The organism is Paraburkholderia phenazinium, from assembly GCF_900141745.1.
Taxonomy (GTDB): Bacteria; Pseudomonadota; Gammaproteobacteria; order Burkholderiales; family Burkholderiaceae; genus Paraburkholderia; species Paraburkholderia phenazinium_B.
The window spans coordinates 994,338-1,006,764 of the sequence record NZ_FSRM01000002.1; the positions used below are offsets into that span (position 1 = coordinate 994,338).

Annotated in this window: 11 protein-coding genes; 8 read left to right on the plus strand and 3 right to left on the minus strand. The window is 62.2% G+C overall.

The features are described 5' to 3' along the window. Positions 1–11: 11 nt before the first annotated feature. Positions 12–734 (minus strand): response regulator transcription factor, encoded by a 723-nt coding sequence (locus BUS06_RS24550; protein ID WP_074267013.1) that lies wholly within the window; start codon positions 732–734, stop codon positions 12–14. A 283-nt stretch (positions 735–1,017) separates the two neighbouring features. Here BUS06_RS24550 and BUS06_RS24555 point away from each other — a divergent pair, with 283 nt between their 5' ends. The 6 genes from BUS06_RS24555 (at position 1,018) to BUS06_RS24580 (ending at position 7,062) form a co-directional block, all read left to right on the plus strand. Next, positions 1,018–3,189, plus strand: coding sequence for a TonB-dependent receptor (locus tag BUS06_RS24555; protein ID WP_074267014.1), 2,172 nt, complete (start codon positions 1,018–1,020; stop codon positions 3,187–3,189). Between the two features lie 12 nt (positions 3,190–3,201). After that, the gene (locus tag BUS06_RS24560) at positions 3,202–3,891 is read left to right on the plus strand and encodes a MotA/TolQ/ExbB proton channel family protein (RefSeq protein ID WP_074267015.1); all 690 of its coding nucleotides are present in this window, start codon (positions 3,202–3,204) and stop codon (positions 3,889–3,891) included. 2 nt (positions 3,892–3,893) lie between these two features. After that, entirely contained in the window at positions 3,894–4,292 is a 399-nt protein-coding gene (locus BUS06_RS24565; RefSeq protein WP_074267016.1) for an ExbD/TolR family protein, read from the plus strand. Position 4,293: 1 nt separating this feature from the next. Further along, on the plus strand, positions 4,294–5,016 hold the full coding sequence (locus tag BUS06_RS38580) for a TonB family protein (protein ID WP_083611581.1): 723 nt from the start codon (positions 4,294–4,296) through the stop codon (positions 5,014–5,016). A gap of 63 nt (positions 5,017–5,079) precedes the next feature. Then, the gene (locus tag BUS06_RS24575) at positions 5,080–6,138 is read left to right on the plus strand and encodes a YncE family protein (protein ID WP_143787651.1); all 1,059 of its coding nucleotides are present in this window, start codon (positions 5,080–5,082) and stop codon (positions 6,136–6,138) included. Between the two features lie 216 nt (positions 6,139–6,354). Next, positions 6,355–7,062: a YceH family protein gene (locus BUS06_RS24580; protein WP_074267018.1), complete on the plus strand. Its 708-nt coding sequence runs from the start codon at positions 6,355–6,357 to the stop codon at positions 7,060–7,062. 59 nt (positions 7,063–7,121) lie between these two features. Here BUS06_RS24580 and BUS06_RS24585 read toward each other — a convergent pair whose 3' ends face one another. Next, positions 7,122–7,406 (minus strand): hypothetical protein, encoded by a 285-nt coding sequence (locus tag BUS06_RS24585; RefSeq protein ID WP_074267019.1) that lies wholly within the window; start codon positions 7,404–7,406, stop codon positions 7,122–7,124. A gap of 53 nt (positions 7,407–7,459) precedes the next feature. On the opposite strand from BUS06_RS24585, the gene BUS06_RS24590 reads away from it, so the two are divergent. Both BUS06_RS24590 and BUS06_RS24595 read left to right on the plus strand, forming a co-directional pair. After that, positions 7,460–8,620 (plus strand): iron-containing alcohol dehydrogenase, encoded by a 1,161-nt coding sequence (locus tag BUS06_RS24590; RefSeq protein ID WP_074267020.1) that lies wholly within the window; start codon positions 7,460–7,462, stop codon positions 8,618–8,620. Positions 8,621–8,720: 100 nt separating this feature from the next. Beyond that, positions 8,721–9,773, plus strand: coding sequence for a glycoside hydrolase family 191 protein (locus BUS06_RS24595; protein ID WP_074267021.1), 1,053 nt, complete (start codon positions 8,721–8,723; stop codon positions 9,771–9,773). Between the two features lie 45 nt (positions 9,774–9,818). Here the strand turns inward: BUS06_RS24595 and BUS06_RS24600 are convergent, their stop codons facing one another. Next, positions 9,819–12,299: a penicillin acylase family protein gene (locus BUS06_RS24600; protein ID WP_074267022.1), complete on the minus strand. Its 2,481-nt coding sequence runs from the start codon at positions 12,297–12,299 to the stop codon at positions 9,819–9,821. Positions 12,300–12,427 lie beyond the last annotated feature (128 nt).

The window sequence follows — 12,427 nt, forward strand, 5'->3', positions numbered from 1 at the left end:
GTGTTCGCCGCTTACTCGCCGGCATGGAGGATATAGCCGACATTGCGCACCGTATGAATCATCACCGAGAGCCGCCCGTTCAGACTGATCTTGCGGCGTAGCTGACCGATATGCATGTCGATCACGTTGGTCTGGGCGTTGAAATGGTAGTTCCACACGGACTCGAACAGCATCGCCCGCGTGACCGGTTGTCCGGCGTGCCGCATCATGAATTCGAGCAACTGGTACTCGCGCGGCTTGAGCTCGATCACCTCACCGGCACGTTCGACCTGATGCGTGCCCATATCGAGCACAAGATCGCCGACGCTCAATGCAGACGGCTCCTTGGATGACGAACGGCGGCGCAGCAGCGCATTCAGGCGTGCGGTGAGTTCGAGACTGTCGAATGGTTTGGTCAGATAGTCGTCGCCGCCGGCGCGTAGACCTCTCACACGCTCATCCACCGCGGACAGTGCACTGAGGATCAGCACGGGCGTTTCCTTGCCGACATTGCGCAGGGTGGAGAGGATCGACAGACCGTCGATATCGGGCAGCATGCGGTCGAGCACGACCGCGTCGAAGTCGCCATCTAGCGCGCGCAGCAGGCCGGTGTGCCCGCTCGCCACGCTATCGGCCGCGAAGCCATAGTCTTCGAGTGCTGCTGCGACTTCGAGGCGCACACGCTCGTCATCTTCGACGATCAGAATCCGAGGTCTGCGCCCCGCCGGGTAAGAGGCCGATGCATCACTTTCCAAGAGAGCGTTTTTCCGATTGATCGTGTGGCATGAAGGAGGACCGGCGCCTGGACGAAAGTGCCCATCCTAACGTGGACAAATGAATGCGTAGTGTACGGAAACTTACAAATCTAAGCGCACGTCTGCGCCGTTTTGTTTGCAGCACAGCTTGTTGGGTATCCGTAATAAGAACTTTAACTTCGTAAGTTACCCATCACTCGGTATTAATGCGCTATCGATAGCATCCCGCCTTGTCTGCTCCATCGCTCCCACCGCTCTATTCAAAAACAAGGATGCATGAATCATGCAACGGGTACGTTCAAAGCTCAATCAGAAGCCTCTGACGCAATTCGTTCTCGCGACGCTCTGCGCCGCCGGAACACAGATCTCGCATGCGCAGGCAACCGGCGATCTCGGTTCGGTACAAAGCACGGCCGTGTCGTCGTCCGCTAACGGCACGCCTGCTACGACGAATGTGGAGTCGGCGCCGGCCCAGGCGCCCTCGCAGGGTTCGCTCACGACTACCGAACCGAAGTCGATCATCAGCCAGCACTATATCCAGAACAGCACGGCGCCTACGTCGAACTACAGCGACATCATTCAGATCGCGCCGAGCGTGTCGAACATCGATCCGAACGGCGCGGGGTTGATGGAATCGCAGAGTCTCTCGATTCGCGGCTTTCAGGACGGTCAGTACAACGTGACATTCGACGGCATCCCGTTTGGCGATTCCAACGACTTCACGCACCACTCGACGTCGTTCTTCTCGAATCAGGTGCTGGGCTCGATCAATATCGACCGTGGTCCGGGCGACGCCTCGCAGATTGGTTTCGCAACCTTCGGCGGCACGATTGGGCTGGACTCGAAAGATCCGTCGCTCACGCCGTCGTTTTCGGTGCTGGGCTCATACGGCAGCTGGAACACGTGGACCGCCGGTGCCGAGATGAACACGGGCGACATCCAGCAATGGGGCGATGCCCGTGCGATGGTCGGCTATACGCAAACCAATAGCGACGGCTACCTGACGGATTCTGCGCAACGTCGGGAAAATGTCTACTTCAAGCTCGAAAAGCCGCTTGGCGACGACACGCTGGTCACCTTTTTCGCCACCTACAACAAGATCCACCAAAACGTGCCGCTTGGCGCGACCGCCCAGCAGATCCAGGATTTTGGCCCGAACTTCGGCCTGAACAACAATCCGGCGAGCCAGGCGTACTACGGCTACAACGTCGATCTTATCAATACCGACTTCGAATACATCGACGTTAAAACGAAAGTCGCCCAATGGGTGATCGATAACAAGGTGTACACATACGGCTACTACCATAACGGCTTTAACGGGCTCGATCCGAACGGTGAAACCCCCAATGGTACGAGCCTCGGACCGAACGACGTGCCGGGTCAGGAGATGAACAACAATTACCGCGCGTGGGGCGACGTCCTCACCGCCGAGCGGAAGATCGGCCCAGGCACGCTGCAGCTGGGCGCCTGGGTCACACATCAGTCCAACTTCCGCGACAACTTCAATGTGGACGACTCGCTGAACTTCGCGTTCCTGTCACAGAACTTCACGATGACCGATACGCTGCTGACGTTCGAGCCGTATCTGCAGTACGCATTGCAACTGCCGTATGGTTTGACGGTAACGCCGGGCGTGAAATACGTGTCGTTCAACCGGCAAATCGACTCGCCGATGAATCAGGGCTCGGGCACTCCGGTGGACTTCGGTCATACCTGGTCGAAGGTGTTGCCCTCGCTCACGGTACACGATCAGATTACCTCGGACTGGAGCGCGTATATCCAGTACGCGCAGGGCTTTCTGGCGCCGAACCTGAATGTGTTCTATGTGCAAAGCCCGACGGTTTCTGGCCAGCCCGATCCGGAGCAGACGGATAACTATCAGATCGGCACGACCTTCAAGACGAACCGTTTGACCGTTTCAGCGGACCTGTACTACATCAATTTCCGCAATGCCGTGACGAGCCGCACGGTGGGCGACAACACGATCTTCACCAATGCCGGTGGCGCGGTCTACAAAGGCTTCGAATCGGAAGCGACGTTCTCGCTCGGCTACGGCTTCAGCCTGTACGCCAATCTGACGTTCAACTCGGCCAAGCAGAAGAGCACCGGCGACTGGATGCCGAATGCGCCGCAACAGACCGCCGCGGCTGGCGTGCTGTATGAGCATGGTCCGCTGGCCGGCTCGCTGATCACGAAGTTTGTCGGTCACCAGTTCGGCGATACGGGCGACACCCAGCCGATTGGCGGTTTCACCGTGACCAACCTCTCGGCCGCCTACACGATCAAGAACCTCGCGCCGTGGATGCATGACACGCGTATCGGCTTCCAGATCGACAACCTGTTCAACCGCACCAGCATCGATGCGCTGGCAGGCTTTACCGCTGCCGACAATACCCCGCTGTACTGGACCATCCCGGGCCGTGCATTTATCGGCACCCTGTCCACCGATTTCTAACAGGAGCTTTCCATGACCGTCGACACTCTGCTGCACCTTGCGAACAATTCGGGCGGTGTCCTCTACGTCATCGCTGCCATGCTGTTCGTTGCCCTGACGATCATTATCGAGCGCAGCTGGTTTTTACAGCGCGCTGCCGGCAATAGCCGCGCTGCGCTCGAACAGATCGACCGGCTCGACCAGTTCAATGCGACGACGCTGGGCGCCTGCGCCGAGCAGTTCCACTCGTTGCCGACGGCCACGCTATTCGCTACCGCGGCCCGTCTTGCCGGGCACGCCTCACGTGAAGACCTCGACGCATGTCTCGAGGAAGCGATCATGCGCGAAGCACCGCGTATCGACCGCTTTCTCTGGGTGCTCGACACGGTGGTCACTTTGGCGCCGCTGCTTGGGTTGTTCGGCACGATCGTCGGCATGTTCAACGCGTTTCAGGTGCTCTCCAATCCCGGCAACGCACCGACCCAGGTGACGGGCGGCGTCGCCGAAGCGCTGATCGCGACAGCCTCCGGGCTGTTTGTGGCGATGATCGGTCTGGTGTTTTTTAACGGCTTGCACAATCGCGTGCGGGGCGTTGTGCATCAGCTCGAGACCGTGAAGGCTGCGCTCGTCAATCGCCTGGCCGGAACGTCGCAAGAAGCCTCGAAGGCCGTGCGCGAAGCACCGCGCGCCGTGGTCGGAAAACTCGCGTCGCAGGGAGCGTGACGATGAAGTATTTCGAAGCGCGCAAGGCTCGCATCGAGATCATTCCGATGATCGACATCATGTTTTTTCTGCTGGTGTTTTTCATCATGATCACGCTGCACATGATTCCGAATGCCGGCTTGCGCACGCAGTTGCCGACGAGCAGCACGACACAGTCTTTGCCGCCGCCGAAGGTGACTGTCACGCTCGCCACCGACGGCAGCCTCTCTGTCGATGGCCGCACTTTGAGCCCTGCTGAACTGACGGCAATGCTGGCGGCGCGAGCGGATGCGGCACACACCGTGGTGACTATTGCCGGCTCGAAACAGGCGCAGATCCAGAAGCTCGTCGCGGTCATGGACGCCTGCCGTGCCGCAGGCGTCTCGCAGATCGCGCTGGCTGCGCAACCCGTGGCGAACTGACATGGCGACTGTCTCCGCCCCTGAGGTTGTGCGGGAACGGCCGCGTCTCGCGTCTGCTGCGGCGTTCGCACTGCTTGCGGAAGTGTTGCTGCTTGGCGGCGGGGTTGTGCTCCTGACGCATCGCTCGCAGCCGGCACCCGAACGGCCGCCGACGTTGCTGACGCTGGCGGCGCCCGCGCCTGCTCCCGTCCCGACGCCGCAACCTGCTGCGAAACCGCTGACTCCTCCGAAGCCGGAGACGCCCCAGGTCACGCGCCCGGCTGTCCCGCCGCGTCATCTCCAGCACGTTGTGCATGTTGCGCCGCCTAAGGCCGCACCGGTTCCAGCACCGACGCCTGCGCCGGCGCCGATGCTGCCGTCCGCGACACCGACCGAAGCTCCGCCCGCGCCGCGTCCGCCTCCGCCGGCTGCCGCACCCGCTGCGACGGCGCCGAACGCAAGCTTTGAGGGCGCGCTGCGCGCGGCGATTCAGGCGGCGCTGCGTTATCCGGAGTCGGCGCGCATGGCGGGCATGTCCGGCCGCACACGGGTCGCATTTCAGTATCGCGACGGCGTGGTGTCCGATGTAAGCGTGGTGGTATCGAGCGGCATCGGGCTGCTGGATCGTGCCGCGCTGGCTGCCGTGCGGGATGCAGCCTATCCCAAACCCGAGCCCGCATTTGTGGGCAAAACGCTGTCCGAGCAGTTATGGGTCACCTTCAACCTCAACGACCACGATTCGTAATCGTTCGTCCGGTTGGCCCTATCTGAAACAGCCATAAACAAAATCCACTGGAGTCGACTGAAAGTGAAACAAGGAAACGTTCTGAAGAGCCTTCTTGCCGGCGCGCTAGCGTCAATGCTGGTAGTGGCGGGAGCCTGTGTCGCCGCGGAAAGCGCTCATACGCAGTTCGAAATAACCCAACACTACGGTCTAAGCGGCGCAGATCACTGGGATTACGTGGCATACGATCCGGTGCGCCACCATCTGTTCGTCAGTCGCGACACCCATGTACAGGTAGTCGATACGCGCACCGGCAAGCTGTCTGGAGAGATCGAGAACACCGACGGCGTGCACGGCTTCGCATTCGTACAGGATCGCAAGCTCGGCTTCATTACCAACGGCCGGGCGAACACCATCACTGTCATCAACCTGGATACGCTGAAGGTGATCGACACGATCAAGGCGGCAGGCCCCGACCCCGACGGCATCCTGTACGTGCCGGCGCTGCAGCGGGTGTTCGTCAGCAACGGGCATGACAACAGCGTGAGCGCAATCGATGTGGCCAGCCGCAAGGTGGTCGCGACCATGCCGGTGGGCGGCAAACCGGAGGCGCTCGCCGCGGATAACCACGGGCACGTCTTCGTCAACGTCGAGGACAAAGGCGAGATCGTCGAGATGGACGGCAACGCTGGCGCAGTGCTTACGCACTGGTCCATCGCGCCGTGCGAGGAACCGACCGGGCTCACCATCGACACCACGCAGGAGCGCCTGTTCACCGTTTGCGCCAACCAGCGCATGATGGTGATCGACTCGACCACAGGCCGTCACGTGACGGAAGTGCCGATTGGCGGTCACCCCGACACCGCCGCATTCGATCCCGCCTTGAAGCTGGCGTTCAGCTCGAATGGCGCGGACGGCACGCTGACGATCGTTCACGAGGACGATGCCGATCACTATACGGTGGTGCAAAACGTTCAGACGCTGGAAGGCGCAAAGACGATGGCCCTCGACGCCAAGGCTCATCGCGTGTATCTGGTGTCGTCTAAATTCGGCCCTGCGGAGGCGGCGACGGCAGACAATCCCCATCCTCGTCCTGCGGTGATTCCGGGGACGTTCGAAGTGTTGGTGGCGCAGCGTAAGTAGTGGCTGAAGACCGCCGGGCAGCCTCGCCCGGCGGTCGTAGTCGTCTGGGGGCGCACCTCATTCGACAACCTGGCGTGCAACGCGGGGCGCGATACATGACGCGAACCCGTCGCGCAGACGCCCCCATGCCGGATATCATAGTGATCTTCGCCCGACATTCCCGTCAGGCTCACGATCAGGGTGGCCCGTCTGGCGCTGCCCGAAGCGAAGTCATCTATGAATACCACCCCTGACGCTATCCCGCGCCCCGCCATGCGTTCCCTGACGCCCATCGAAGCGCGCGTGCTGGGTGTGCTCGTCGAGAAACAGCACACGGTGCCGGACACCTATCCGCTTTCGCTCAACGCGCTCACCGCCGGTTGCAACCAGAAAACCGCGCGCGCTCCGGTGATGAACGTCAGCGAGGCCGAGGTGCTCACCGCCATCGATAGTATGAAACGCCTCAGTCTCGTGCTGGAAGGCAGCAGCAGCCGCGTGCCGCGTTTCGAGCACAACATGAATCGCGTGCTGGGCATTCCGAGCCAGTCCGCCGCACTGCTCACGGTGTTGATCCTGCGCGGTCCGCAAACGGCCGCGGAATTGCGCCTGAACAGTTCGCGCCTGCATGACTTCGCTGATATCTCGTCGGTTGAAGTGTTTCTGGATGAACTTGCGGCGCACGAACCGGCACGCGTGGTGAAGCTGCCGCGTGCGCCGGGTGGACGAGAGCATCGCTGGGCGCATCTGTTGTGCGGAGAAGTCAGCGTGAGCGAAGAGGCCGCGCGTGGCGGCGTTGCGGAAGACCCAGCGGCATTCGCCGAGGTCGAGACACTGCGAGCGGAAGTGAAGCGTCAGGGCGAGGAGTTGGTGCGCCTTCAGACGCTCGTCGAGCATATGGCTGCGGAACTGGGCATCAGCCTCGATAAATTCTCGCGCGAGCCCTGACCGTCTGCGACGCTCAGTCAATTCTTTGCGATTGTTTGCAATTTGCAACTCAGCGCAACTCAGTCGCCCGGAAAGTCGCCGAAGGGGTTTTCCGCTTCCTTTGCTTCCGTGCGCAGATTGTATTCAGCGCGTACCGCCTGGAGCACTGCTGCAATGTCCCGCTCGAATCCTGCGGCGTTGCCGAAGTGCTTCATATCCCAATTGCAGCCGGTTTTGTCGGGCTCTTGCAGCTGCGGACGAGGAACGCGAATCTTGACGCCGTCTTCGACGACTTCCTGAAGACGATGCAGTCGCCGGTTCACTTCCTGCTGTAGCTGGGACGCGTTGAGTGTCTTGCGTATCATGTTGAAATTCGCCTCGAAATCTCAGGCTATATGGTACCGGAGGAGACATCACCATGAACACATTCCGCTTTCAGACCGTGCCGACGCTCGTCGTCGAATATGGCGCCGCACGTCGCCTCGGCAGTTTGCTGCGTGAGCAGTTTCCGGCGCTGACGCGCCTGTGTGTTGTCACGGATAGCTTTCTGCATCGCAGCGGTCTGTTGAATCCCGCCCTGGCCGATCTCGCCGCCCACGGCTGGCAGGTCACCGTGATCGACGATGTGATCGCCGATCCGCCCGAACATATCGTGCTGGAAGCCACTTCGTGGGCGCGTGACGCAAACGCCGAGATTGTGCTGGGCCTGGGCGGCGGCTCCTCGATGGACGTGGCGAAGCTGCTGGCCGTGCTGGTGCCGCAAGACCAGCAAACGCTTGGCGAAATGTACGGCGTCAACAAGGTCGAAGTGGCGCGCTTGCCGCTCGTGCAGATGCCTACCACGGCAGGCACTGGCTCCGAGGTGACCGCGGTTTCGATCGTCACCGTTGGCGAAGCGAAAAAGATGGGCGTCGTGGCGCCGCAGCTGATCGCCGACCTGGCCATTCTGGACGCAGAACTCACGCTCGGACTGCCTGCCGCTGCGACCGCGGCGACCGGCATCGATGCGATGGTGCATGCCATCGAGGCGTACACGTCGGTGCGTCTGAAGAACCCAATCTCGGACATGCTTGCCGTGAAAGCGCTCCAATTGCTGTCGAGCAATCTGCTGCCTGCCTGCGAGAATGGCCAGGACCGCGCGGCGCGCGAGGCGATGCTGCTCGGCGCGACGTTTGCCGGTCAGGCCTTCGCCAACTCGCCGGTGGCGGCGGTGCATGCGTTGGCCTATCCGATCGGCGGTATCTATCATGTGCCGCATGGTCTTTCCAACGCACTCGTGCTGCCGCACGTGCTGCGCTTCAACGCGGAGGCGGCGGCGCATCTGTACGCCGAACTAGCCGGTGTGATCGTGCCGGCAGCGAGCGGTAGCGACGCTAGCCGTACCCAGGCCTTGATCGAGCATATAGAACACCTGATTGCCGCGACGGGGATACCTGCGACGCTGCGGGCGGTGGGCATCGAACGTAGCGGTCTCGAACGGATGGCCAGCGACGCGATGCTGCAGACGCGCTTGCTCGTCAATAATCCCCGGGTCGTTTCGGAGGCCGATGCATTGGCTATCTATACTTCTGCATTCTGATTCACCCGAGTTGCTGAGGCCGCCCGCGCACTGCTACATTTGCAGCGCGCGGCGGCCCGCCGCGCATGCCACGCTGTAGAAAACTCCAACCAGATAAATCATGCGCTCACTATTTGCTCGCTGCTTCTTTGGGGCTGTTTTATTCCTCGCGGCATTGTCAGGCGCGTGCGGTGGCGGCGGAGGCACGCAGAGCTCTTCCGGCAGTTCCACCGGCAGTGCCGGCACGACTTCCAGCGCCACCAGTGCGGTCACGCTGAGCGGCTCGACCAACGTGTCGATTGCGGCCGCGCGAAACCTTCCGGCCTCTGCGGTGTGGGCGGTGTACTACGGCACCGCGGCACAAGCCAATCCTACCCAACTGGCTTCGAGCTTCAACGTGATCGTCATCGACGCCGATCCGGGCACGGGCAGTCCCAACTTCACGCCCGCGCAGATTACCGCGCTCAAGGCAAAAGGGGCGAAGGTGCTCAGCTATCTGAACGTCGGCGCCTGCGAGACCTGGCGAACCTACTGGACAACGGTGCCCGCCGGCTTCGAGTCCTGCGGCGCGAATACAGCGGCCCAGCTCGGCCAGTACAGCGGCTACTCGGACGAGTACTGGATGAACGTCGGCAATGCAGCCTATCAGAACCTGATCGTCAACTACGTTGCGTCGCGCCTTGCGGCGACGGGTGTCGATGGATTCATGCTGGATAACATCGAAATCGTGGGCCACGGCGCGAATGCAGCGCAGGGCCCGTGCAACGCCGCTTGCACGCAAGGCGGTCTGGACCTGGTTGCGCAGCTGCGCACGGAATTCCCAAACCTGACGATCATGCTGAACAATGCGCCGACCTCGGCCCTCAGCGGTTCAAGCGGCGGCGTGTCGTTCCCGATGCTCGTGGATGGCAACTTCGCCGAACAGGTATTTCTGCCGTCGCTGGATAGTTCGCTGTTGCAAGAGCTGCAGACGTGGAAGAGCACGGAGGGAAAGTTACCGCGCAGCGCGTTCTTTACAGGAACGCTCGACTACGTCAGCAGTTGCTCGGACAGCACGGACGCGCAAAACGGCTGGAATGCCAGCGTCGCGGTCGGGTTCAGTCCGTCGATCGCCACCTCCGCGCTTGATCAGGTTTGCTGGTGGTCGTTCTTGCCGGCAGTGACGTCGAACTAAATTTGGGCGGTCCGCATCTTCGTTCGCTCGAAGATTGCTGCGCGGTCAATGCACCTGTGGCACGAGTTCAAGCCGGTGCACCGTAGCACCCGGCAAGAACGGCGTGGTGTCGCCATGTACCCACGCCTCATGTCCCGCCAGAAAGTACGGTGAGAGCGGATTGCCGGACTGCCCGCCCGGCATCTCGAAGATACCCTCCTGCTCGCGTCCCGGCGACACGATCATCCGCTCAGACGCGCCGAACGAAGGTGCCTGCACGCGCGGCATGTTGAAGTCGCCCGGCAGCGGATCGCGTGGCGCAGCGAGCCAGCCGCGTATCCACGGTAGCCAGCCTGGGACGATCCGCGCGAACGGATGTTCGATGGCCGCGCGGTTGCGATCGCCCCAACGCGCATCCGATACGTTCACGTCCGGCGGTAACTGGTCGATTGCGTGGTCGACACGGTTGAGCATGAAGGCACGCCAGTTGGCGACGCCATCCGGCACCCATGCCTGATGGGCGGCGAGCGCTTCCATGACCGCTTCGTAGCGTGAACTTGCAGCGCGAAAGCCCGTCTGCGGGTTGTCTGCGTTATTGCCAAAGCTCGCCGGGATATCTTTGTCGAGCTTGCCGAACCATGCGTCGTACAGCGAGAAATAGAACGCGCGAACGAGACGGTAGCCAATGGCGTCTGCATCGGCGCGGCCGTTCCATGCGAGCACCTGACTGCGGAATTCGGCGCGCTGCGGATGGTCGCGCAACGCATCGGCATCGAGCGCAGAGAGGGCGAGACGGCGCCAACTGTCTATCCATAGCGCGCGGTCGTCGGTCTGGATAGCCAGCATGTCGTGCTCGTTTGCATGTGGCAGCGCGAGCAGGTCATCGCGAATCTGCGACGCACGCGCACCGAGGTCGGCGCCGGCATCGCCAAGCAGCCCCGCTTCGGTGGGTGGCAGCGTATGGTTGTTCGCGGTCCACAGGCGTCCAAGCGGCGGGGCGATTCGCGAGGGGTAATTCGCCGGTTCGAGATAGCCTTGCCAGCCCTGGTAGGTGGCGGAATCAAAGGGCAGATCGTCGAACGAGTTGCTCGCGGCTGTCGCGCCGCTGGTCCAGTGCGGCAGCGGTCCAGCCAGCGTCCAGCCTATCTTGCCGTGCGAATCGGCGACCATGAAGTTCTGCGTTGGAATGCCGCTGGTTTGCGCCGTATGCAGCGCGTCCTCGACGCTGGTGCTGTCTTCGAGCCGCTGCAGGTTGACGTTGACGGCCTGCGCGTCGTGGGCAACCCAGCGCAACGCAAAAGTGTGCGAACCGACCACGATCTCGGGACCCCATTGCGTATCGGCGACCGCCAGGTCGACCGACGCGCCACCCTTCACGTCGATGCGTTCGTGATGCACCGTTGCACTTTGCCAGCTACCGTCGGGAGTCTTGTATTGCAGCGGATCAGCGGGGTTGCGCTGCAGTTCGATCAGGTCGATGAAGCGGCCGTAGCTGTTGGTGAAGCCCCAGGCAATCTGCCCGTTGCTGCCGGCGATGACGAGCGGCGCACCAGGCAGGCTGACTCCGGTTATGTGCCGCGGATGCCCGTCCGCACCTGGCCATGTGAGCGACAAGCGATACCAGATGTTGGGCAGCGAGAGCCCCAGGTGCATGTCGCTCGCAAGGAGCGCGCCGCCTTGCGCGCTGTGTGCGCCATCGACCGCCCAGCCGTTGCTGCCGATCATCGAATTGCCGGCCATCAGGTCGCTATAGGCGAGATCGGTCGCAGGCAACGCAATGCTTGCGGTCTTCGACGCGCGGAGCCAGTCGGGGCGAGTGGCTGGCGGTGTAGCGAGGTCGACGGGGGGAGGCTTGGCGACGTCGAACGGTGCGTCCCAATGGCTTGTTGCTGGCAGCAGGAACGCGAACAGATCGGCGGGTACACGCTGGCGCAGCGCCGCGCGCGAAAGAATGCGGCTGACCTCGCCTGACTGGAGGTCGAAGTACATCGCGTAGACGACGAGGAGGGTATCCTCGGGCCGCCAGGCGGCCGGCTGGGTACGCAGTACCCAGTATTCGAATGGACGCGAAGCGAGCGACGCCAGACCGTCGTTGACACCCGCTGTGTAACGGTCGATCAACGTGCGCTGGTCGGCGGGCATGGCGTCGATCAGCGCGCGGGCGCGTTCGCGGAAACGGTTCGGCCGGTTGCGGCGGTCGAGGTCGAGCGCGGGCGCCCCGACTAGCGCGGCCATCTCGCCTGCCGCGACGCGGCGCAACAGGTCCATCTGGAAGAAGCGATCCTGCGCGTGCACGAAGCCGGTGGCATAGGCTACGTCCGCGCGTGTATTGCCATGCAGGGTGGGTACGCCGAGCATATCGCGTTCGACCGTGACCGCGGCGGAGAGGGCTGCTGCGTTATGCGTGCCGTCGAGTTGCGGGAGGCTGGCGCGTAGCGTCAGCCAGGCCGCGAGTACGATCGCGGCGAGGATCAGGACGAGGACGTAGAGCGAGCGAAGCAACCAGTTGGCGCGCGGCTGTCGGAAGGAAAGGCTCGGGCGATTCATCGCTGATGACGAATGTTGTGGTTGCGGTTAGATGGCGCGGGCACATGCACCGATGGCGTATGACCATAGCACGGGCAGGTTTTTCGGTGTGGTAGGTTCTTGATGCAGCCCGACTCGGGTGTTCGGAA